Here is a 22,421-nt window from a genome sequence, read left to right as displayed (position 1 = left end):
CTAGTTTTCCTTGCTGGAAATCAGGCGGTTCTGCTCATCCAGCAGCGGCACCCCATATTTTAACAGGATGTCGTTGATAGCATCCTGATTTTCCGCAATCGTGCGGTTCAGTGTGCGTTTCCATTCCTGATCAGACGGGCGAACCCCCATGGTGATACGGAAAACAGTTGCAGGGCCACGCGGCTCTTTCAAAAGCGGCACCACCGCATAATCACGACCGGACTCTCTGGCATAATAGCCCGCAAGAGGGCCCCACAGAACAGCCGCGTCAATTTCCCCTTCGTTCAGATCGGTGATCATGTTTTTGGCAGAATTTTCCAGCCGCGTGTCTACCATCAGCTGATAGCCCTTGGCCTTGCCGATCAAGCCGGCCTTGGCCAGATATGTGGCCGGCGGTGTGCCCGCTACCACGCCCACGACCTTGTCCTTCAGGCGCGGATCTTCCAGCGTTTCCACACCATCAAGGTCCGATCCCTTGGGGTAAACCAGCGAATAGGCCGTGCGATAATAGGCATTGGTGTTCTGCACCAGCTCATCGCCCTGCGGGTAACTCATGATAATGTCGCAGCGGTGCAGGCCCAACGTCATCCGCACAAAGCCGGTCGCCTGTGGAAAGTAGGTGTAACTTACCGACTTGCGGCCAAGTTTTTCCGCCAGAAAATTCGCCAGTTCGTTTTCAAAGCCCTCACCTGCCTCGTTTGAATAAGGCAAGCTGTTGGGATCTGCGCAAACCCGCAGCACGTCTGGATCGACCAGCTCAATGGCCCCACCGAATTCGCGATCCTGAGCCCTTGCCGGCACCACAGCCAGCAAGGCAACACAGGCTGTCAACATCAGAAGCCGAGACATTGGTTTTCCACCGCGCGCGCTTCGTCATTTGGCTGCGGACGCTTGGGCTCCCCATGGCCGTAAACCCCATCAGCGCGTCCTCTGAGGTAAACATAGATGGCGTCCAGATAACACATGACATTCTTGTCTTCGCCCCATGCGGGCATGACGGAATTGCCGCTGGTGTTCCAGACATTCTGCTGGCCACCCACCACAATTCCGGTGAACTCATAATAGTCCATCCGCTTGAGTGAATCGAGCAGATTGGGGGCAAAGGAAGACCCCATTCCATCCGGCCCGTGGCACTGGAAACAATTGGCGGTGTATTTTTTATAGCCGCGCCAGGAATAGAAGTCCGCCGTGCCATCCGGCTCAATATGATAAGTCGGCACATCGGCGGAATCGACCCATTTGGCGGCCTCCCCCTGTGTGCCCTCATTGCCGTTCGTGGCAGTATCTTTCGAAGGGTTGGCGGAAACTTTCGGCTGATCCGTTGCAGGTGCAGCGCTGTTTTCCGGTGGGGTTGCAGGTGCCTGTGCCCATGCCAGTCCGGTCATGACAAACAGAACAGAAGTCAGGGCCGTCATTTGCTTTATCATTGCGTATTCCCTGAGTGAATGCGTTGCTTTTCTGGAGCAGTTCCGGTTGCAGCGGTGTCGCTTCAACGTCGGGACAATGCGACGAACCAAGGAGCTGGAGCTTTTGCCGATCATGAGATCGCATGAAACGGTCCAGACCTGAGCCGCGAAAATCAGCGAAACAAGGCCCGTTCGACAAAACGGGCCTTGTTGTCAGAGTCATTCAACTCAATTGTTAGCGGCTGTCTGGTCCGGAACGGTGAACACAGTCAGCTGTCCGCCCAGGGCGGTGTAGCGTGACAGTGCAGCGTAACCACCCACAGCACCCAGACCGTCATTGGCGTCTGTCAGGCCAGCCGCAAGTCCGATACCGGCCCAGCCACCGATACCAGACAGAACAGCGATATATTGCTGACCATCATGCTCGTATGTGGTGACGTTGCCGATAATGCCTGACGGAGTCTTGAACTTGTAAAGCTCTTCACCCGTGTTGGCATCAACCGCCTTGAGGTAGCCTTCCAGCGTTCCGTAGAACACCACATTGCCGGCTGTGGCCAAGGCGCCTGACCAGACAGAGAATTTTTCTGGCAGAGACCATTTGATTTCGCCGGTGCCAGCATCCCAGGCAATGAAATTGCCCATGCCGCCATGGCTGTTGGGTGCAGGATACATCGACAAGGTTGCGCCCACATAAGGCTGCCCCGCGGTGTAAGCCACACGGAATGGTTCATAATCCATGCAGACGTGGTTTGTCGGCACGTAGAACAGTCCGGTATCCGGCGAGAAAGCCGCTGGCTGCTGGTCTTTTGTTCCAAGAGCTGCAGGGCAGATGCCGGTTGTGTTGACATCCTCGCCGTTGAATTCCGTTGAGTACTGATCCACCACTTGCGGGCGGCCATACTGATCAGAATTCTTGTCCATCACCACTTCCGTAGCCCAGTTTACAACCGGGTCATACTTCTTGGCCACAAGCAATTCGCCGGTTTCACGATCCATCGTGTAGGCAAAACCGTTGCGGTCAAAGTGCACGAGTGCCTTTCTTTCCTGACCATCCACCGGAATATCCGCCAGGATCATCTCGTTGACGCCGTCAAAATCCCATTCATCATGGGGCGTCATCTGATAGACCCATTTGGCCATGCCAGTGTCCGCATCGCGAGCAAAAATGGCCATCGACCATTTGTTGTCGCCAGGGCGCTGAGATGGATTCCAGGTCGATGGGTTGCCGGACCCGTAATAGATCAGGTTCAATTCCGGATCATAGGCAAACCAACCCCAAGTGGTGCCGCCACCGATCTGCCACTGATCCCCTTCCCAGGAATTCAGCGAAGAGTCGGCTCCAACCGGCTTGCCCAACTCCATGGTCTTTTCAGGGTCAAACAGCATTTCAGCGTCTGGCCCTGTGGAGTAAGCCCGCCATGCCTGTGAACCATCGCTCAGATTATAGGCTGTCAAAGAGCCACGAACGCCAAATTCACCACCGGAAATGCCGATGAAAACCTTGTCATTGATGACCACCGGTGCGGCTGTGCCCGTTTCCCCTTTTGCGGCATCGCCATTCTTGACTGACCAGATCTGCTCACCCGTTTCGGCATTCAATGCCACAACAGTTGTATCAGCTTGATGCAGGATTATTTTTGCCGGCTGGTCGCCGTCTGCCGGTGCATAGGCCACGCCACGGTTGACCGTGTCACAGCACATGACGGGGATGACACTGGCATCCTGCCGTGGCTCATATTTCCATTTGATTGCGCCATCTTCCTTCAAATCCAGCGCATAAACGATATTGGGGAAAGGCGTATGGACGTACATTGTGTCGCCAATAATCAGTGGTCCGCCTTCATGACCACGCAGAACGCCAGTCGAGAATGACCACGCAACCTGCATATCTCCGACATTTTCCTTATTGATGTTCTTGAGCGGCGAATATCGGGTATTGGCGTAGTCGCCGGTCTGCATCACCCAGTTTGCCGTATCTTTGCCCAATTCTGCCAAGGCATCATTGGCATTGGCGGCCTGACCCAGACCAAGCAGCATCGCCGAGGCGATGACCGCCTTCGTTGTTGATTTCAGCACGGTTTCCTCCCAAAACAAGCGTAAGCAGGCTGCGCGCGGTCGAACAACCGCACGTTAATCGCTATTCCTGATGGGGACGGTTTCCGGCAGCGTGTCACGACCGCCAATAGGGGTCCTGGTGGGCACCGTTAAATTTCGCCCTACCGAGGCCTTCGAGAACCGCCGACGCTCCCAACATCGGCAGACTTGAAGCCGGAAACCAAGGATTAAGCTAGGCTTAGTTTTCTGATTGTGCAAGTATCAAAAAGCAAAGTTTAATGTTGCATTGCCATATAGTTATGTATTGCGCTGCACAAAATATCACTTACGATGTGCGTGTAATGGTATTGTTTTGTAATTCTTCAGCATTCAAATATAAATTCCCAGTGATGTGAAAGCTTCATGGCGGGCAATTCGCCAAACAATTATGTATTTATTGAAATTTGGTTTTGAATTTTCTTTTGCCGTGAAATGCAATCTTGCTGATTTTGGCTCGACCGTCATTGTGACGTGCTGATTCAACCGATGTTTGTTCCTCAACCACACGTTTAGATGGAGTGATTCTATTTTAAAAACGTTCAAATTTGCGACGAGGATTTTTTCCCGAATTCAAGCAGCGTCGGGCTTTGTCCTTGTCGCATTTGCACTCGTGCTGCATGTGCCAGCCCTTGCAGGTTCGGGCGAACCGGCCTTTGCTCTCATCGCACCGGGGGTCTATGCACATATCGGTGATATTGCACTGCCCACGCCTGAAACCGATGGCAACACATCCAATAGCGGATTTGTGATCGGCAACTCTTCGGTTGCAGTGATCGACAGCGGCGGCTCGCCGGAATTTGGCTTGAAGATTCGCGCGGCGGTGGCCAGTGTTACGGACCTGCCGATCAGCCATGTTATTCTAACCCACATGCACCCCGATCACAGTGCGGGGGCTGCCAGCCTGACCGCGGAGGGCGCTGAGCTTGTGGCGCATCACAATTTTGCCGCGTCCATGGAAGCACGAAAACAGTTTTACGCAGAGTTGGAAGCGCGCAGACAAGCAAAGCCGGTGGCAGAATTTGAATTCGCCTTGCCCGATATTGGTGTTGATGACCGAATGGAAATCGACCTCGGAGATCGAACGCTGGTTCTTCAGGCATGGCCGACCGCTCATACCGACAATGACCTGACGGTGCTGGATACCCGGACCCGGACCTTGTTTGCCGGTGATCTCCTGTTTGTTCGCCATGTCCCGACGCTGGACGGCAGCCTGAAGGGCTGGCTTGCCATCATGCCGGAGCTTGCCGGCATTGCCGCAGACCGCGTCGTACCCGGCCATGGCCAGGTTTCCGAAGACTGGCACACCAGCCTTGATGCGCAGAAGCAATTCCTCAACCAGTTGGCAGATGATACACGCGCCTTCATCTCGCAAGGGCAATCGCTGGGTCTGGCGCAAACGGAGGCAGCGGCATCCGAGCGTAGCAAATGGCTGTTGTTTGACGATTATCAGGGACAGAATGCATCTGCCGCCTATAGTGAACTGGAATGGGAATAGTCTTCCCTATCATTGAAAATTGGCGCAGACTGCGCAGCGGGCACCCCGGATTGGGACAATGACAATGCGTGTTCCGCTCAAGCTGACCCTGATTTTCTGCGCGTGCGCCATGGCATTTGCCGGCCCTGCACTGGCGCAGGCTCCTTCCACTGAGTCATGGATGCAGTTGAAAAGTGATCTTTTCGGCGAAAAGTCCGTGCGGGAAGAAACGAACATCCTGACCTTGGAAGCGCCCGACCGTGCTCCAGACCCAGCCATGGTACCTGTCAGGATTTCTCTGGATGCAGACACCCGTTTTCGCACTCTGACACTGATTGTTGATGAAAATCCGGCCCCGGTTGCGGCCACATTTACGCTGGATAACAACGCACGGATAACCACCATTGAAACGCGATTGCGCGTCAATGCTTACAGCAATATCCGCGTTGTGGGCGAAGATGAAAACGGCCAGCTCTACATGGCCAGTCACTATGTGAAAGCATCCGGCGGTTGCGCTGCTCCGGCCGCCCGCAACCCGGCTGAATCTACGGCGCAGCTTGGGCAGATGAGGCTGCGGCGATTTCTGGAAACTGGCATGACGGATCGCCACGTTGCACAATTGATGATCCGACATCCAAACAATTCGGGCCTGCAGCGCGACCAGATTTCACATCTCTATATACCCGCGCACTTTGTATCCGAGCTGAACATTGAGTTCGAAAACCACCCGTTCCTGTCCATGGAAGGCGGCATATCAATTTCCGAAGACCCCAATTTCCGCTTCACTTATGACGGGCCTGCCGGCGAGTTCAAGGTCTATGCTCGCGATACTGACGGGCGCAGCTTCTCGCAGGTTTTTGCACCCGATCAAACCTGATACGGCATCAAGGCATATCGCAGGAAACGCTTCAGAAGCACCGGACCTCGGCTTCGGCCTGCGCACGACGCAGATTGCTGACTGCTGCTCTTGAAGCTTCCGACGTGCGGAAGATTACGCCCTTTTCGCCAGTTAGCTGACCAATGGACAGATAGGTGCTGGCTTCGACGTAATCATCATAGGGTATCAACGATGCCACGATGTCAAATGAGCAGGAGCATTGGCGCAACGCCGTTTGCGTTTGCCCATTGGTCTGCATGCAGGCAAACACATAATCTGCAACCGCTTCTGTCGGGTAATCATGACTGGAAATGGTGGACCTTTGGCTTGACGCTTCCTGTGCCAGGGCAATGCCGGGCAAAAGAACCAATGCCAAAAGGATAGATTGGAGCCGATAACGCACGGCAGCCCTCCCTCTATCGATGCCCAACCACAGGTTAAAGCCTCATCGCCGATTTAGGAAGGGGGCGATTGCACCTGAAAATGAATGGACCATTTCAGGCGATGCTATCAGCCCTCACTGGGCTCTTTTGCCTGCTGCATTGTCTTACGTTGAAGCGATTCCGCTTCAACGAGAAATGCTTTAGCGAAAAGCTTTGAATGCGACCGTCGTAAACGTATCCGCCACGCCGTCCAGTGTCTGAAGACGCTCGGTAACAAAATGACCAGTGTCACGCTCCGGCTCCAGATAGAATTTGGCAATCAGGTCAAACTGGCCGGATGTGGAAAAAACTTCCGACAATTCCTCCACCGTTTCCACCAGATTTTCCGCAACCTGATAAGCTTTGCCAGGCTGGCATTTGAACTGAACAAAAATTGCGCGCACTGAAACTCTCTCCGGCTTGTGGTCAGTCCACAAATGCCCGTTCAACCACATAGGTTGCAGGCTTGTTGTTGGCCCCTTCTTCCAGACCGGCAGCCTCCAGCAGGGCAGCCGTGTCCTTCAGCATGGCCATCGAACCACAAATCATCGCCCTGTCTATGGCAGGGTCCAAAGGCGGCAGGCCAAGATCGGTGAACAGTTTTCCGCTTTGCAACAGTTCTGTAATTCGCTGGCCGCGCGGCTCACCCTCACGCGTTGCGCCGCCGTGGTAAAGCAGTTTGTCGCCCACCAGTTCCGAGAGAATTTCGTCGTTGCGAATTGTTTCAACCAGCTCCCGGCCATAAGCAAGTTCGGCAATCTCGCGCGTTGTCTGCACCAGCACAACCTGCTCAAACTTTTCGTATGTTTCAGGGTCCCGGATGGTGCCGGCAAAGGGCGCGATGCCCGTTCCGGTGGAAAACAGATAGAGCCGCCGCCCCGGAATCAAGGCATCCAGCACCAGAGTCCCAGTCGGCTTTTTGCGCATCAACACCGTGTCGCCAGGCCGTATTTTTTGCAGATGCTCGGTCAGCGGGCCGTCGGGCACCTTGATTGAAAAAAATTCCAGTTCCTCATCCCATGACGGGCTGGCAATCGAATAAGCCCGGAATACCGGCTTTTCTGCATTGGGCAAACCAATCATGGCAAACTCGCCCGTGCGGAACCGAAAACTGGCTGGCCGTGTCATCCGGAATTTGAACAGGCTGTCAGTGTAATGACGCACCTCTGTCACCGTTTCGGCAAACACATTGGCCGGAATCGGGAACTGCGTTGTTTCAGAAACATCCGGCTTGACGATAGCATTCATAAAAGCGGCCTCGCATTTGATGCAGCCAGCAGCGGATGGAACCGCCTGCCAGCTACCTCCAGCATATCCAGTGTTATATAATGTCTGGCAGTGTCTTGGCCCAAAATTTCGGCAATTGCGAGAAAGAATATTCTCAAACTTCAACAGTTCGCAGAATGGCGCCTTCGGTGCCGAACACGCGCTGGTAGCGGGCAATTTCTTCCGGTCGCCCCGTAGCCTTTGCCGGATTGTCGGAAAGTTTCACCGCCGGACGGCCGTTAGCCTCCTTCACCTTGCACACCAGAGAGATCGGCTTCAGCCCGGGCATCGGCTCTGGTGCCACACCGCGAAAATCATTGGTCAGGTTGGTGCCCCAACCAAAGCTCATCCGCACCCGCCCTTTGAAGTGGTGATAGGTTTCCTCAATCGAATCAATATCCATGCCATCGGAAAACACCAGAAGACGCTCCCGCGGGTCAACGCCCCGTTCCTGCCACCAGTCAATAATCTCCTCTCCCCCTTGAATGGGCGGAGCGGAATCCGGCCGAAATCCGGTCCATTGCGCAACCCAGTCAGGAGCACCTTCCAGGAAAGAGCGCGTGCCGAACGTATCTGCCAGAACCACCAGCAGATTGCCGTCATACCACTCCTGCCAATCCTGCATCATGCGGTAAGGGGCAGTGCTCAGCGCTTCATCAGTTTCAGCCAGCGCTGCGGCCACCATAGGCAGTTCATGGGCATTCGTGCCAATAGCTTCCAGATCGGTCTGCATGGCCAGCAACACGTTGCTCGAGCCAGAAAACCGGCTGCCAAGCTTTTCCTTCAGCGCTTCCACGCACCAACGCTGCCACAGAAACGAATGCCGCCGCCGCGTGCCGAAATCGGATATGCGAATGTCCGACAGGCTGGAAAGGCGCTCGACTTTCTCCCACATCTTGGTTTTGGCACGCGCGTAAAGAACATCGAGTTCAAACCGCTTCAGACCCCGCATGGCCGAGCGGGACCGCAGTTCATTGATAATGGCCAGTGCAGGAATTTCCCACATCATCGTGTACATCCACGGTCCGTGGAACAACAACTCGTACTGGCCATCTGCGCGCTTCAGATCGTATGGCGGCAGTTCAAACGTTGCCAGCCACTGCAGAAATTCCGGCCGGAAAATCTGTTTTTTGCCATAGAACGTGTTGCCCGCCAGCCAGATCATTTCCTGCTTGGAAAACCGCACCGTGCGGGCATGATCAAGCTGAGCCCGCAGCTCAGCCTCGTCAATTTCATCGGAAATGCGCACTGTGTGGCTGCGGTTGATCAGCTCAAACGTCACATCGACATCGCGATACCGCCCCCAGATCAGTTGCAGCATCAGAAGTTTGTAAAAATCTGTGTCCAGAAGGCTGCGGATAATCGGGTCCAGCTTGAACGTGTGGTTCCAGACGCGTGTGGCAATGTCGATGGCGACCATAATGGCGCTCCAGCGATTTTAACTGAGGACGAGGGAAACAGCGAAACGAAGACAGATCAACAGCAGGAAAACACCAAATGCCGTTTCCAACCGCTTTTTGTTCAGGCGATGCGCCAGATTGGCACCCATTGGCGCCGTGATGACGCTGGTGATGGAAAAGAGCACAAAACCGATGAGCGAGACATAGCCGAGCGCCAGCGGGTGCTGGAGTGCAGCAACATTGGGAAACTGCGCTGCCACCGGCCAGCCTGCATAAATATAGCCGAGCGCGCCGGGAATGGAGATAATGACGCCCAGCCCCGAAGATGTGGCAACCGCCTGGTGAATAGGCCGATTGTAGAAGGTCATGAACAAAGAAGACAACTGCCCGCCGCCAATGCCCATCAATGAGGATAGAACGCCTATCAAACCGCCATAAAGGCGCATCAGCCCGCGCCTTGGCATATCCAGTCCCAGTCGCCAGCTATCGCGCCCGAAAAGAAGCTTGATAGCGGAAATGCCCGCCACGCCGATGAACACCAGTTTGAACAGATCTGCCGGCGCGTATCGCGCGATGAAGCTGCCCGCGATGACGCCGAGCACAACCGGCACGGCCCAGACTTTCAGGATCGACATGTCCACCGCACCCCGCTTGTAGTGGGTAGAAAATGACCGCAGCGAGGTGGGAATGATAATTGCCAGCGACGTTCCGATACAGAGCGGCATGCGCGCTTCATCGGGAACGCCAAGAATGCGGAACAGCTCGTAAAGAATGGGCACGGCAACCGCGCCACCGCCGACACCAAACACACCAGCCAGAACGCCAGTCAGCGCCCCGCCGGCAAGCAAGGCAGCAATGAGCCAAGCCGCCTCGGCAGCGGGAATATCCAACAACATAGCAAGGAACCCTTACGGAATGGAAACCACTCCATAGAGCATTTCTGATTGAAACGGAATCGTTTCAACGGCAAGAAAATTGCGACAAAACAAAGAACTGGAGTTCAACTCTGGGTGGGCGCCAGAATGGCCCAAAGGGCATCACATTTTTGCTGCTACGGGCTGCACCCTGCTGCGCGTCACAGCCTGCATCATCGGCCGCCAGTTCTGCTGAGACACAATGTGCATCACGATAAGCTCCAACCAGCCACGGGCGGAAAAATCGGCAAGTTTTGCGGCAGGCAAGGCGCGAAAGGCTCGCTCATCCACCGAGTAAAAGCCGGCAAAGCGTACAGCCTCCCCGATATCCGACTCGAACTCGACTTTCCGCTCGGAAAGCAGACCGGCTTCCAGCAGTGCACTGGAAAACTCGGCCGCCTGTTGACCGCCTTTTTCGATAGCCTGACACAGCAGCATGATGGTGCGCGCATAAGGGGCTGCCGCGCCATCCGCCTCAAACAGCGGCTCCACACCGGTGCTGCCCGTTAGCGAAACAATTCGCCCGCTGCTGAAATCTGCCTGCAATTGATGATTGCCAGAGACGTCTTTGCTGGCAAGAAACGGGTAGCGGCGAACATAGGCTGGAACATAATGGTCCTTGCGCCAGGACCCCACCCCATCCACAAACAGGTTGCGCCCGCCATCAAACCCCAGTGCCAGCATTGGCACGGGCTGTTCCCTGCCGATGAAAACCAGCGGGTAAAACCGGATTGCGGCCGCAAATTCGCTGAGCATGACAGGAACAGTGGTTGCGGCTGCTGCAAACCGCAAATTGTTGCTGCGCCGAATGCCCAGACCGGCATGATCTGCGAAACGCAAAACTCTTGCATCCGTGTAGAAAAGCGGAAGCTCACCCTGAACCGAAAGCGGAGACGAGATCGGACTGTTCATGCAAAAATGCTCTGAAAAGAGAGTGCGTTGAATTCATATATCATCAATCTGTTAAATTATAACTGTTTGGAGTCTGTTTTTCAACAGCACTCCTTTGCATCTCGCGTCATCTCATTTTGCAGATGTCGTGCCACAAACTCATTGGCCGGCAAGTCTGGTTGGGTAGCATAGGCCTCGCGGATGAGTTGCCAGCTTTTCTCTTCCACCACATCACGCAGCAGCGCCAGAAATTGTTCCCGCTCCATGCCGGGCGCTATGGCTGGCAGAAACTCTGCCGTGATTGTGCCCGGCCTGCGCAGAAAGGCCTGCCTTGGCCAGAACAGACCAGCGTTCAATGCAACGGGCACAACGGGCACATTAAGCCCGGCGTAAAGAAAGTGGATGCCGGGGCGGTAGTTCGGCTCGGCTCCCGGTGTGGTGCGAGTGCCTTCCGGAAAAATGATAATCTGACGTCCCTGAGCCATAGCTTCGGATGCACGATCCAGCATGGCTGACATGACTGCCCCGCGACGCTGTCTGTCGATGGGTATCATCCCCATTCGGCGGCAGTAGGCTCCGAACAATGGAATGCGCATCAATTCCTTTTTCAGGATGAAAGTCGGCCGGGGCAATTGCGGAACCAGAGCAAATGTTTCCCAGAACGACTGATGTTTGGCAGCCACAATGAATGCGCCGGAAGGCAGGTTTTCCTGGCCCCGGATCACCGACCGCGTGCCCGCCACACAGCGCAGCAGCCAGAGAGAGGAACGCGCCCAGTTCTTGACGATTTTCCAGCAGGAGGCTTCCGGCAGAAAAAAGAAAACCGGCGAAAACACAATGAGGTGCGCCACCAGATTTGCGTAGAACAGCACCTGAAAGGCAAAAGAGCGAAGGGCGGTCATTGGCACCTTATGTCAGTAGGAGCACTCCGGGAAAGGCATTGGTTTGTAGCGCATTTTTTCGCAAGAGCAATTGCGCCAGAGATTTACGAGCCTGCCCGCTGCCCCAGCCGCTCGATAATATCGAAGCCGGTTGCAAAGCGTGCTTTGGCCGCAAGCACCTTGGCATATTCCTGCACCAGCAACCTTAAGCCAAGCCGAGTCGGCAGCCCGTCTGCACGCCATAATTTTTGCGGCGAAACCGGATATGGCACGATTTCGGGCGCATCCGGCACTGCCGAAAGCTCCACCAGCGCACGGGGAATGTGGTAATCACTTGTCACAAGCGCAATACGCGCCATGTGGTGTTCGCGCGCCCACTCGACCGTCATTTTCGCATTTCCGATTGTATCCAGCGCAGCATAGTCCAGATCAACGCAGCATTCGAACAAGGCACGGTCGCCACCGGTGATTTTGGCCAGCGTCGCCAGGCTGGTGCCGCGATTGACCCCGCTGATCAACAACCGTTTGCCGGGGCTGACATCCGTGCCCTGACGCAACAGATTGACCGCTTGTTGCAGGCGTGCCTCACCGCCTGTCAACACAACAATGCCATCCACATTGGCAATGGATTGCGGCGCGGAAAGATTGGCGACATCACTGGCAAAGCGCAGGAAACCACCTGCGAAATAAGTCAGCGCGGCCAGCACAATCAGCATAAGCCAAAGCATCGGCCGAAGCCGTGATGTGTGCCTGCCCTGCTTTGACGCCTGCCTACGCTTCGCGCTCATCTGCCCTTCTGCCAAATGCCGTTCCTGCCGCCTGTATCCTATGCGGGTGAAACTGTGCTTGAGCCTTGCCAAACCTGTTCACCCATCCACCGGAGCCAAAAGATCGATAGCTGCAAGCTGGCGCAATACGGTGAAGCGCGAGGTTAAAGCCGTCAACACCGCAACCGCCAGCGCCAGCATAACGATTAATGAGTAGCCCCAGATCCCAAGATTAAATGTGCCGAACATAACCCGGAACTGATCCGCCTCTGCGCCAACCTGATCCGGTCGCAGGGACCACCCGACCAGAAGGAAAAGCACAAGCGCAATTGCCCCGCCAATGGCGGCACCAATGAGCCCAAGCCGCAGGAAATGCCGCTGAAACTGACCAGCGATAAACGACCCGCTGGCACCGACAAAATGCAGCACCTCGATGATATGGCGGTTGCCAGTCATGGCACCGCGTGTGGCAAAAACCACGGTTAAAACCGTTGCGGCCAGTACCAGAGCCAATATTGCAACCCCGGCAGTCACCATGGCCCCGGCCATAACCGCCAGGCGGGAAATCCATGCCCTATGGTCATCCAGACTGGCCTGTGGCACCGCCCGTTCCACAGCCTCCTCCAAAGCGGCGAAGTCCAGCGCGCTGCCCAAGTCAATTTCCACCGCAATCAGCCTCGGCACTGGCAATGCCGTCAGGTCCAGATCACCCAGCCAGGGTGATAGAAGCATGTTGGCGGCCGCATCATCCAGCGGCGTGGCCGATACAACGCCGGGGGTGGCAAGCAGGACCACCTGCACCGCGGTTGTTGCCGCATCCATGTCCATTCCCGGTTCCGGGCGTATCTGCACCGTCAGCTCCCGCGCGATGTCGCGTTGCCAGGATGCCGATGTATCTGCCACCAGCAGCACACTGCCCAGCGTCAGGCTGGCCAGAAAGGTCATGATGGCGATAACTGCCATCAAGGCATGGTTGGCTATATTGCCCGGTGGCACAATGGCTGCGCGACCAGCGGACTTCCATCCAAGCCCCAACCTTTCGAATGTAAGGGCCAGCCGCTCACGCATGAATTGTCAGCCGCCCATCTGCCAGCACCATGCGCCGCGCCGACACCTGATCCATCAGCGACAGATCATGCGTGGCGATGACAACTGCTGTGCCAAGCTTGTGCAGTTCCAGAAACAGCCGCAAAAGCCTGCGCGCCAGTGGCGGGTCCACATTTCCTGTTGGTTCGTCGGCCAGCAGCAGATCGGGCTGGTCTATCAATGCGCGGGCAATGGCAGCGCGCTGCTTTTCACCGCCTGACAAAACCATGGGCAGCGCCTGCATGCGCTCTCCCAACCCCACCCAGCGCAAAAGATCCACCACATCCTGCCGGTAGCTAGCCTCTTCCCTGCCACGCACCCGCAGCGGCAGCGCCACATTTTCATAAACGCTCATATGGTCAAGCAACCGGAAATCCTGGAACACAACACCAATGCGCCGGCGAAGACCCGGCAATTCGGTTCGCGACAGGGTTGAAACATCCCTGTCCATGATGGTGACCACGCCGCGCGTTGGCCGGACGGCCAGAAACATCATTCGCATCAGGCTGGTTTTACCCGCACCAGAAGGACCGCTGAGAAACTGGAAGGATTGCTGTTCAATCTGAAAATTCAGATCACGCAGCACCTCTGGCCCGGTATCATAGCGTAGCCCGACATTTTCAAACCTGATCAAGACCGCCTCTTCAAAATCTGTCTGCGTCCATGCTCAAAAGCAGCTTTAATATTCATTAACCATGAGACCTTACTCATTTGCTAAAGCCACATTTGCAAATGCGCATTCAGTTATTGCCCGGCAGATTGCAGCCAAATTGCGAAGCCGATCCCGCCGCATTTTCCCACAGAGAATCGTTCGCAATAGCTCGAAAAGCCATGTAGAGGATTTGATTAACAAGTTCTCCAGCGATTGGCATGCGCAATGATTGAAGTACGCGGCAAACAGATTGAAACGCTTTACTCCAGTGAGGCGATTGCCCATGAAGTTGAGCGTATGGCCAGTGAAATTGCCGCCAACGCCCGGCCTGATATGCTTGTTGTGTCTGTTTTGAAAGGTTCTTTCGTTTTCGCCGCCGATCTTATTCGCGCGTTGCACCATGCCGGAGTTGCACCGGAAGTTGAGTTTATTACTCTTTCAAGTTACGGCTCTGGCACGGTGTCAACCGAGGTCAAAGTGCTGAGAGATATTGATAGCAATGTGCAAGGCCGGCAGGTTCTGCTGGTTGATGACATTCTGGAATCCGGCCGGACGCTGAAATATGCCCGCGATCTTATGTTGAGCCGAGGCGCCGACAGTGTGGAGCTTGCCGTGCTGCTGGACAAGCCCATGCGCCGCAAAACCGATATCAACGCAGAGCATGTGGGTTTCGACTGCCCCGACCATTTCGTTGTCGGTTATGGAATGGATGTTGGCCATGCATTTCGCGAGTTGCCATTTGTTGGCCGGGTGATTGAGGAAACATCCGGCATTTGAACAACAGCGGAAAGCTCTATTAAAGACATTATCGCCATAATGGCCCCAGCGACCAACGGGTCAGGACATTGTGGAAAAGCGGATAATGATACTTGCTCAACCAGAAAGAAAACCATTGGCCGGGAGGCATCCATGGCCAAAATTCTGATTGTTGATGATGAGGCAGGAATTCGACTGCTGGTGGCACGCGCGCTGAGGCTTGAAGGCCATGAGGTTCTGACTGCCGATGATGGCGAAACCGCGCTGGAAGTGCTTGTTGCAGCGGCGGGCACCATTGATGCCGTGCTTTCTGACATCCGCATGCCGGTGATGAGCGGCATTGAGCTGGCGCATGCCATTCATGCCGGTTTTCCGGAACTGCCGGTACTGCTCATGACGGGCTATGCCGAGCAACGGGAAGCCGCTGATGATCTGACCCGCATCATTCGAGGCGTGGTGGACAAGCCTTTTACGCTGGCCGACATTCGCCGTCACATGCGCGAGATATTGCCGGATTATACCAGCGAAGAACCCGTGCGTCGCATGGCGTAGAGCATTGCCGCTGGAACAGTTGCATTTCAACGGCAAGACAATGTGACGACACCCGGAACCAGAGAATCTTGGGAATATGTTGGTGAACGGCCTTCAAATTGGCTCGATTCTGCAGGTTTTCGCAGCCTTTCTGAAACTGGGCCTGACATCCTTCGGCGGACCGGTCGCGCATTTGGGTTACTTCCGGGACGAGTTTGTAACGCGGCGGCAATGGCTGGATGACAAAGCCTATGGCGAACTGGTGACGCTGTGCCAGTTGCTGCCGGGGCCAGCTTCCAGCCAGGTTGGTTTTGCAATTGGCGTTCTGCGTGGCGGCGGTCTGGCGGGCGGCATCGCCGCATGGGTGGCATTCACCTTGCCCTCCGCCATGCTTCTCTTTGCTCTGGCGCTCGGCTTGACAGCGTTTTCCAGCCCAGGGACCACGGGGCTGGTCCATGGGCTTAAACTGGTAGCCGTGGCCGTGGTTGCACAAGCGGTTCTGGGCATGGGGCGCAGCCTGACACCGGACATAACCCGGCTGGTCATTGCCGCGTCTGCGGTGGCCACCCTTTTGCTGCTTCCCGGCTGGCCCCGGCAAGTCGCGGCAATTGCCGTTGGTGCTGTGGCAGGCCTTTTGTTCTGCCGCAATTCCGGGGCATATCGTTCAGCCAATCTGCATCTGCCAGTTTCGCGATCTGCAGGAATTGCTGCCTTGGTCCTGTTTGCCGGGCTGCTGCTGGCTCCGATAGGTTGGATACAAGGTGCGCAGCTTTTCAGCGCATTTTACCAATCCGGTGCGTTGGTGTTCGGCGGCGGGCATGTTGTTCTCCCACTGCTGCAAACCCAGATTGTCACTCCCGGTTTGCTGGATGAAAGCAGCTTTCTGGCCGGCTACGGGCTGGCGCAGGCAGTTCCCGGGCCGCTATTCACTTTCGCCGCATATCTGGGTGCCTTGATCGGGCAGCCAGACCATAGCCTCGCCACCGCCAGTCTGGCTTTGATTGCAATTTTTCTGCCCGGCATGCTGCTGCTGTACGGCGCTTTGCCCTTCTGGAACCGGCTGACAGACTTCGCCATGGTGCAGGCCGGAATACGCGGTGCCAACGCCGCGGTGGTCGGCATACTGGCAGCGGCTTTCTACAATCCAGTCTGGACAAGCGCCATTCTGCAGCCGCTGGATTTTGCACTGGCGCTGGGTGGTTTTCTGCTTCTGGTCGTAGCCAAGGCACCGCCTTGGCTCGTGGTCATTCTGATGGCCGCCATCGGTGCGATGCAACGCTTCCTATGATCATCTGCAATGCTCTGCCACTTTGTCCTGCTGTTGAAGCAAACCAGCTTTAACAGGGAATGCTCTATTGCATTTGCAGCAAGCGCTCCAGGTAGCTGCGCTCCAACTGGGGCAACAGCCGATCCTGTAACCTCTGCCGGATCTGTTCCAGCACCCGGCGCGCGCGTTGAACGTCAATTTCTTCCGGAATATCCGTGTTCTGGCCGCTTTCCCGCCCAATGCCGCCACGATCCCGTCCCAGCGGATCGCGACCATTTTGACCCGCGCTGCCCATGCCCTGCCCCATGCCCTGGCCTTGCTGGCCCTGCATGGCCTCCTGCATCTGACGCATCATTTCGCGCCCTGCCTGCCGCATCGCTTGCAATGCCTCGCTTTGACGGTTCACCGCCTCGCCGTCATTGCCCTGGCCCAGCGCGCCCTCGGCTTCGCCCATGGCCTCGCCCGCGCGGTCCAGATCGCCAATTTCACCAAGACCCAGTTCTTCCAGCGCCTGTTTCAAAGCCTCAAGCTGCTGCTGCAAATCTGCCTGCCCCGAGCGCAAGTCGTCAAAGCGTTGCTGTTGCTGCCCTTGCTGGTTCTCCTGGCTGTTTTGCCCGGACTCAGGCTGCTGCTCCTCGCCCCACATGCCCTGCATCTGCTGACGCGCAGTCTCCCGACCCAGATCATAGGTCTGGTCCATCAATTGCTGTTGCTGCTGCAACAATTTGCTCAGATCATCCAGCGGTTGCGGTGAACCTTCATTCTGCTGGCCACCCGGCTGCGCCATTTGCAGGTTGTTCATCATCTCCTGCAGTTCTGACAGCAATTGCTGCGCGGCCTCATTGGAGCCGGTGCGTGCCAGATCTTCAATGCGATCCAGCATTTGCTGCAAATCCTGCTGGCGAATTTCCCGCCCTTCACCCAGTTGCTGCTGGCTTTGCGGTGGCTGGTTCTGCATAGCCTCTGCCATGGCCTGCATGAACTCCTGCATGGCGTCCCGCAGTTCCTGCATAAGTTGGGCAATTTCCTCTTCCGAGGCACCATCCTGCAACGCCTGCGACAGCGCTTCCTGCGCTTCCTGCAAGCGGCGTTCGGCAAAGGACAGGTTGCCGCTTTCAATACCAAGGGCAATGTCCCAGAGAAAATCCACAGCCGAAAGCAGCACAGCATCATCCGGGGCATTGGCAATGCGCTCCCGCACTGCCCGGAGAGCCAGATAGTCTGTGGCGCGGTTGATGAAACTGTCACCATGTATGGTCAGCGCATCCAGCATTTCCACCACACGGCCCGCCATATTGGCATCCAGCGCCAGAATACGTCGCTGTTCAACCACTGCGCGTGCCAGCGGGTTGGTAAAACTGCGCTCCGGCAGAACCAGGGCAAAAGGCTGCGAGGTGGCGGATTGCCCCGCATCATCCTCCACCTTCAAAACCAAATTCATCTGTGTTCCGGCATAGGGATTTTCGGTCTGGTTGGTGGAGAGTCGCCCGCGTGCCTCGCCCTTTGTGCGGTGAGGCACCGCAAGGTTCAGCTCCGGTGGCTGGACCAGCGGGCGTGCATTGGGGGCAGGCTCGGCCAGCGGCAGGAAATTTGCCTTTCCGCGTGCCACGCCATAATCATCCTCCACCACAAAAGCAGCTTCCAGCGCGCCATTGCGCGCAACCTTTGGCTGTCCTTCCACGCGCACTGATGGCGGCGTATCGGCAATAACTGCGAAGTCCCATTCACCCAGCGTTCTGAACCGGGTGGCAAGCAATGCCCGCCCCGACCGGGTTACGGGCAGTTCAAATTCCAGCGGCAGACCGGAAGTTTCACCGGCCTTCACCGGCGCCTGCGACACCTCTTCACTGTCAACCTCTTGAAACGAAAGGCCAACGCCCGACCCGTCCGATACCCTCACAGACAGCACACTGCCTGTTGGAACTTCCAGTCTCTGTCCCGATTGTGTTTCGCCGAGAAAAACCGGCGCTCGGCCGGTATAGGCCGGTGGCTGCACCCACGCATCCACCCGCACCTGCGCCAGCAGAGACTGCTCCAGCGGCATGAACGCATCAGCCACACGCCCCCCCGCAGGACCGTAGGAATAAGCAAAGCTGACCACCAGCAAAAGCGCGACAACCGCCCGCAACCCGTGGGGGTCCAGCCGCTCGGTGCGCATGATCGGCAAGCCTGCTGCCAGATGCGACAGCCGCTCCGCCATCCGCTTCTGATGCAACTGCCACAGCGCCAGCGATACGGGATCATCCCCCAGCGCAACATCGCTTTGTGTCTGCAATGGCTGGTGAGCAAGCCGGGTTTCAGCCTCAATGCGCGTTTCGATATCGCGCTGGGTCGGCATGCGAACAGAGCGGTTTCGCCACAATGCCACCAGAACGGCCAGCACCAACGCCACCACAATGCCAATTCGCGCCAACCCCGGCAGCATGGCAAAGATGCCGGCCCATGACAGGATGAGGAAAAGGCCGATCAGACCACCCAGAGCCAGCACAAGCGGCCAGACCCGCTCCAGAAAAATCCACAGCCCCGCCGCCAGCCGCACCATACCAGTGCGGACGCCATTTGCAGGCGTTTCAGGCCGGGCGGGTTTTCCCTGCATCCTTGAACTGTGCTCTATCTTTGGCTGGACTGCTGTTTAAACCAAACCTTAGCGGAATTTGCGGCAAAGACGAGGCGGAACAGCATTTTCCATCAAAGCCAGGTCGGCAATTTGTCCAGCCCGATCAGTTCGTCCAGTGTCTGGCGCGGGCGAACTGCAAAGAACTGATCCCCATTGACCATCACTTCGGCAATCAGTGGCCGCGTGTTGTACGTGCCAGACTGCACCGCCCCATAGGCACCGGCAGTCGAAATGGATACGAGGTCACCCACGGCCACCGGAGCAATCGACCGGTCTTTGGCAAAATAGTCGCCGCTCTCGCACACCGGCCCGACAATATCGGCCACTATCCAGTCAGCGTCAGATTCCTGCCTGACCACCGGCGAAATATCGTGCCACGCTTCATACAAAGTTGGCCGGATCAGATCATTCATTGCCGCATCGACAATGATGAAGGTTCGCCCCGCTTCTTCCTTCACATAAATGACCTTGGTGACCAGAATTCCGGCATTGCCAGCAATCAGCCGCCCCGGTTCAAAAATGACCTTCGCTCCAAGATCCTGCACATGCCGTTTGACAATCTGCGCATAGGCGGTGGGCTCTGGAGGCGGCGCGTTGTCGGTGCGATAGGGAATGCCCAGTCCGCCGCCCACATCAACATGCGTGATAGCGTGTCCCCGCGCCCGCAAACGCCCGACCAGCTCAGCAAGGCGGCCGAACGCCAGATCAAATGGCTCCATGTCAATAATCTGGCTGCCGATATGCATGTCGATGCCCGAAACGGCGATGCCTGGCAGAGTTGCCGCCAGTTCATAGATCGCTTCGGCCCGGTCAAACGCGATGCCGAACTTGTCCGCTTTTTTGCCAGTGGAAATTTTGGCATGGGTTTTGGCATCAATATCAGGATTGATGCGGAACGAAACATGCGCCACCCGGGAAAGCGCCGATGCTCGGCGTGAAATCGCGTGCAGCTCCGGTTCAGACTCGATGTTGAAGCAGAAAATCCCGGCCTTCAGGGCCAGATCAATTTCCTCATCCGTTTTGCCGACCCCGGAAAACATGATCTTTTCCGCAGGAATGCCCGCCCGCAAAGCCCGTAGCAGCTCACCGCCGGAGACCACATCCGCGCCCGCGCCCAAATCTGCCAGGGTTTTCAGCACAGCCTGGTTGGAATTGGCTTTCACAGCATAGCAGACGAGGGAATCAATATCCGCGAAGGCTTTGGCGAAAACCTGATAGTGCCGCGTCAGTGTTGCCGTTGAATAGCAATAGAACGGTGTTCCTGTCTGCCCGGCAATCTCGCGAAGATCGACATTCTCGGCATGCAGCACGCCATTGATATAGTCAAAATGATTCATGATACGCCCGGGACAGTGGGCCACCGGCACAATGCCGGCGGGTGCAACGATCTGGTGTTTGTAAAAATAATGTCAGTTCAACAGCCTATCCAGCAGAAACGGCTTGTTCTCTGCACCCGGATTGCGCGTGACCTCTGACGGGACAACCGATGTTTCAGACGTGCGGTTGGTGATGACCGGCGCACGTGCCAACCCCGCCCCGTCGGGCGCAATCACATAAGGCTTGGCTGGCTGCCCTTCCGCCACCGGTGGCACCGGCAGGTTTTTGCGCCCGCAGCCCGCCAGTGTGACCAGCAGCACCAGACCGACAACACCCATCGCTCGAAACGACATCAACTCCGCCTTTTCTTTACTGGAATTGCGCGGCTATCTACTCAGCCAGCCTATTCCGCCAATATGCAATCTGCCTCACAACATTTTCCGGTGCCGTGCCGCCAAAACTTTTGCGGCTGGCTACCGATGCGTCGACAGATAGCACACTGTACACTTCATCCGTCAGCCTTACGTCAATGGCCTGCAAGTCTGCCAGTGGCAAATCTTCCAGAGCCACTTTGCGCGATTCGGCCAAAGCCACCACACGCCCCGTCACATGGTGCGCCTCCCGGAACGGCAATCCAGCCTGTCGCACCAGAAAATCTGCCAGATCGGTGGCGGTGGAAAAGCCGGCGCCTGCCGCGGCGCGCATCTTGTCCGCATTGATTGCCATATCCTTGACCATGCCGGTCATGGCCGCCAGGGCCAGGCTTAACGAATCAACCGTATCGAACACCTGCTCTTTGTCTTCCTGCATGTCTTTGGAATAAGACAGCGGCAGCCCCTTCATCACCGTCAAAAGCGACACAAGCGAGCCATTGATGCGCCCGGTTTTGGCGCGCACCAGTTCCGCTGCGTCAGGATTTTTCTTCTGCGGCATGATGGACGAGCCGGTTGAAAACGCATCGGAGAGCTGCACAAAACTGAACTGCGGCGTCGACCAGATGACGATTTCTTCCGCCAGACGGGAAAGATGCATTGCTGTCATCGCTGCCACCGCCAGAAACTCAATGGCAAAATCCCGATCGGAAACCGAATCCAGCGAATTGCGGGTCGGCTCGCGAAACCCCAGTTCCGTTGCCGTGCGGTGGCGATCAATCGGAAAGCCGGTGCCAGCCAGCGCCGCGGCGCCCAAAGGCGACTCATCCATGCGGCGCAACGCATCCCGCGCACGGGAGCGGTCGCGAGCAGCCATTTCCACATAGGCCAGGCAGTGATGTCCAAATGTTACCGGTTGGGCTGCCTGCAAATGCGTAAAGCCCGGCATAACCGTGCCTGCATGCTCTTGCGCCCGAGTCAGCAGCGCTTCGATCAGGTCCGTCAGCGCGGCATCAACATCCACCAGGGCGGATTTCACATAAAGCCGGAAATCGACAGCAACCTGATCATTGCGTGAGCGCGCCGTATGCAGACGGCCCGCTGCCGGACCAATCAACTCGGCCAGCCTCGCCTCAATATTCATGTGAATGTCTTCACGTTCACGCGAGAAACTGAACGCACCACTATCAATTTCAGAGCGGATGGTTTCCAACCCCTCACGGATCGAAACCTCATCCTCTTTCGAAATTATGCCATTTTCTGCCAGCATGGCAGCGTGAGCCAATGACCCGGCGATATCTTCACGATAAAGCCTCTTGTCAAAATCTATGGAAGCGTTGATGCCTTCCATAATCGCGTCCGGTCCCTGAGCGAACCGGCCGCCCCACATTTCATTGCCAGGCTTCCTGGTCATTCCGGCCTCCGGCCAATG

At 56.4% G+C, this 22,421-nt stretch carries 22 protein-coding genes; 5 read left to right on the top strand and 17 right to left on the bottom strand.

The window, feature by feature from the left end:
• From FPY71_RS17155 to FPY71_RS17145, 3 genes are all read right to left on the bottom strand, one after another.
• Entirely contained in the window at positions 1-849 is an 849-nt protein-coding gene (locus FPY71_RS17155) for a substrate-binding domain-containing protein (RefSeq protein ID WP_149301549.1), read from the bottom strand.
• Positions 834-1,415 carry a c-type cytochrome, methanol metabolism-related gene (locus FPY71_RS17150; RefSeq protein WP_246160680.1) on the bottom strand — a complete coding sequence of 194 codons (582 nt, stop codon included), beginning with the start codon at positions 1,413-1,415 and terminating at the stop codon, positions 834-836. Before FPY71_RS17150 ends, FPY71_RS17155 begins: the two co-directional genes overlap by 16 nt.
• Positions 1,416-1,634: 219 nt before the next feature.
• Positions 1,635-3,443, bottom strand: coding sequence for a methanol/ethanol family PQQ-dependent dehydrogenase (locus FPY71_RS17145; protein WP_149301609.1), 1,809 nt, complete (start codon positions 3,441-3,443; stop codon positions 1,635-1,637).
• A gap of 667 nt (positions 3,444-4,110) precedes the next feature.
• Here FPY71_RS17145 and FPY71_RS17140 point away from each other — a divergent pair.
• Both FPY71_RS17140 and FPY71_RS17135 read left to right on the top strand, forming a co-directional pair.
• A complete protein-coding gene (locus FPY71_RS17140) occupies positions 4,111-4,995 on the top strand; it encodes a quinoprotein relay system zinc metallohydrolase 2 (RefSeq protein ID WP_188052403.1) in 885 nt (294 codons plus the stop codon).
• 58 nt (positions 4,996-5,053) lie between these two features.
• A complete protein-coding gene (locus FPY71_RS17135) occupies positions 5,054-5,851 on the top strand; it encodes a quinoprotein dehydrogenase-associated SoxYZ-like carrier (protein ID WP_246160678.1) in 798 nt (265 codons plus the stop codon).
• A gap of 31 nt (positions 5,852-5,882) precedes the next feature.
• Here FPY71_RS17135 and FPY71_RS17130 read toward each other — a convergent pair whose 3' ends face one another.
• The 10 genes from FPY71_RS17130 to ftsE all read right to left on the bottom strand — a co-directional run bounded on the left by FPY71_RS17130 (position 5,883) and on the right by ftsE (position 14,112).
• Positions 5,883-6,254 (bottom strand): hypothetical protein, encoded by a 372-nt coding sequence (locus FPY71_RS17130; RefSeq protein ID WP_149301547.1) that lies wholly within the window; start codon positions 6,252-6,254, stop codon positions 5,883-5,885.
• A 180-nt stretch (positions 6,255-6,434) separates the two neighbouring features.
• On the bottom strand, positions 6,435-6,677 hold the full coding sequence (locus tag FPY71_RS17125) for an Lrp/AsnC ligand binding domain-containing protein (RefSeq protein WP_149301546.1): 243 nt from the start codon (positions 6,675-6,677) through the stop codon (positions 6,435-6,437).
• 22 nt (positions 6,678-6,699) lie between these two features.
• Positions 6,700-7,521, bottom strand: a complete 822-nt coding sequence (locus FPY71_RS17120) for a ferredoxin--NADP reductase (RefSeq protein WP_149301545.1) — start codon at positions 7,519-7,521, stop codon at positions 6,700-6,702.
• 133 nt (positions 7,522-7,654) lie between these two features.
• Positions 7,655-8,959: a nicotinate phosphoribosyltransferase gene (pncB, locus tag FPY71_RS17115; RefSeq protein ID WP_149301544.1), complete on the bottom strand. Its 1,305-nt coding sequence runs from the start codon at positions 8,957-8,959 to the stop codon at positions 7,655-7,657.
• A gap of 18 nt (positions 8,960-8,977) precedes the next feature.
• A complete protein-coding gene (locus FPY71_RS17110; protein ID WP_149301543.1) occupies positions 8,978-9,835 on the bottom strand; it encodes a sulfite exporter TauE/SafE family protein in 858 nt (285 codons plus the stop codon).
• 141 nt (positions 9,836-9,976) lie between these two features.
• Entirely contained in the window at positions 9,977-10,765 is a 789-nt protein-coding gene (locus FPY71_RS17105; RefSeq protein WP_149301542.1) for a SapC family protein, read from the bottom strand.
• 80 nt (positions 10,766-10,845) lie between these two features.
• Positions 10,846-11,646 (bottom strand): lysophospholipid acyltransferase family protein, encoded by an 801-nt coding sequence (locus FPY71_RS17100; RefSeq protein ID WP_149301541.1) that lies wholly within the window; start codon positions 11,644-11,646, stop codon positions 10,846-10,848.
• A gap of 83 nt (positions 11,647-11,729) precedes the next feature.
• Positions 11,730-12,413, bottom strand: coding sequence for a YdcF family protein (locus FPY71_RS17095; protein ID WP_246160676.1), 684 nt, complete (start codon positions 12,411-12,413; stop codon positions 11,730-11,732).
• Positions 12,414-12,491: 78 nt separating this feature from the next.
• Positions 12,492-13,460 (bottom strand): cell division protein FtsX, encoded by a 969-nt coding sequence (locus tag FPY71_RS17090; protein WP_188052402.1) that lies wholly within the window; start codon positions 13,458-13,460, stop codon positions 12,492-12,494.
• Positions 13,453-14,112 (bottom strand): cell division ATP-binding protein FtsE, encoded by a 660-nt coding sequence (gene ftsE / locus FPY71_RS17085; RefSeq protein WP_149301540.1) that lies wholly within the window; start codon positions 14,110-14,112, stop codon positions 13,453-13,455. Before ftsE ends, FPY71_RS17090 begins: the two co-directional genes overlap by 8 nt.
• A 243-nt stretch (positions 14,113-14,355) precedes the next feature.
• Here ftsE and hpt point away from each other — a divergent pair, with 243 nt between their 5' ends.
• The 3 genes from hpt to chrA all read left to right on the top strand — a co-directional run bounded on the left by hpt (position 14,356) and on the right by chrA (position 16,705).
• Positions 14,356-14,907 (top strand): hypoxanthine phosphoribosyltransferase, encoded by a 552-nt coding sequence (gene hpt, locus FPY71_RS17080; protein WP_149301539.1) that lies wholly within the window; start codon positions 14,356-14,358, stop codon positions 14,905-14,907.
• A gap of 132 nt (positions 14,908-15,039) precedes the next feature.
• Positions 15,040-15,438 carry a response regulator gene (locus tag FPY71_RS17075; protein ID WP_149301538.1) on the top strand — a complete coding sequence of 133 codons (399 nt, stop codon included), beginning with the start codon at positions 15,040-15,042 and terminating at the stop codon, positions 15,436-15,438.
• Positions 15,439-15,514: 76 nt separating this feature from the next.
• Positions 15,515-16,705 carry a chromate efflux transporter gene (gene chrA, locus FPY71_RS17070; RefSeq protein ID WP_149301537.1) on the top strand — a complete coding sequence of 397 codons (1,191 nt, stop codon included), beginning with the start codon at positions 15,515-15,517 and terminating at the stop codon, positions 16,703-16,705.
• A gap of 64 nt (positions 16,706-16,769) precedes the next feature.
• On the opposite strand, the gene FPY71_RS17065 is transcribed toward chrA, so the two are convergent.
• The 4 genes from FPY71_RS17065 to argH all read right to left on the bottom strand — a co-directional run bounded on the left by FPY71_RS17065 (position 16,770) and on the right by argH (position 22,403).
• Positions 16,770-19,280 (bottom strand): TIGR02302 family protein, encoded by a 2,511-nt coding sequence (locus FPY71_RS17065; RefSeq protein ID WP_149301536.1) that lies wholly within the window; start codon positions 19,278-19,280, stop codon positions 16,770-16,772.
• Positions 19,281-19,372: 92 nt separating this feature from the next.
• Positions 19,373-20,638: a diaminopimelate decarboxylase gene (lysA, locus tag FPY71_RS17060; RefSeq protein ID WP_149301535.1), complete on the bottom strand. Its 1,266-nt coding sequence runs from the start codon at positions 20,636-20,638 to the stop codon at positions 19,373-19,375.
• 72 nt (positions 20,639-20,710) lie between these two features.
• Positions 20,711-20,971: a hypothetical protein gene (locus tag FPY71_RS17055; protein WP_149301534.1), complete on the bottom strand. Its 261-nt coding sequence runs from the start codon at positions 20,969-20,971 to the stop codon at positions 20,711-20,713.
• 37 nt (positions 20,972-21,008) lie between these two features.
• Positions 21,009-22,403: an argininosuccinate lyase gene (gene argH / locus FPY71_RS17050; RefSeq protein WP_149301533.1), complete on the bottom strand. Its 1,395-nt coding sequence runs from the start codon at positions 22,401-22,403 to the stop codon at positions 21,009-21,011.
• Positions 22,404-22,421 lie beyond the last annotated feature (18 nt).

Origin of the sequence: Aureimonas fodinaquatilis, from assembly GCF_008369445.1 — a bacterium.
Lineage (GTDB): Bacteria > Pseudomonadota > Alphaproteobacteria > Rhizobiales > Rhizobiaceae > Aureimonas > Aureimonas fodinaquatilis.
Note: the sequence above shows the minus strand (reverse complement) of the source record. Positions and strands in the feature narration are given on the sequence as shown.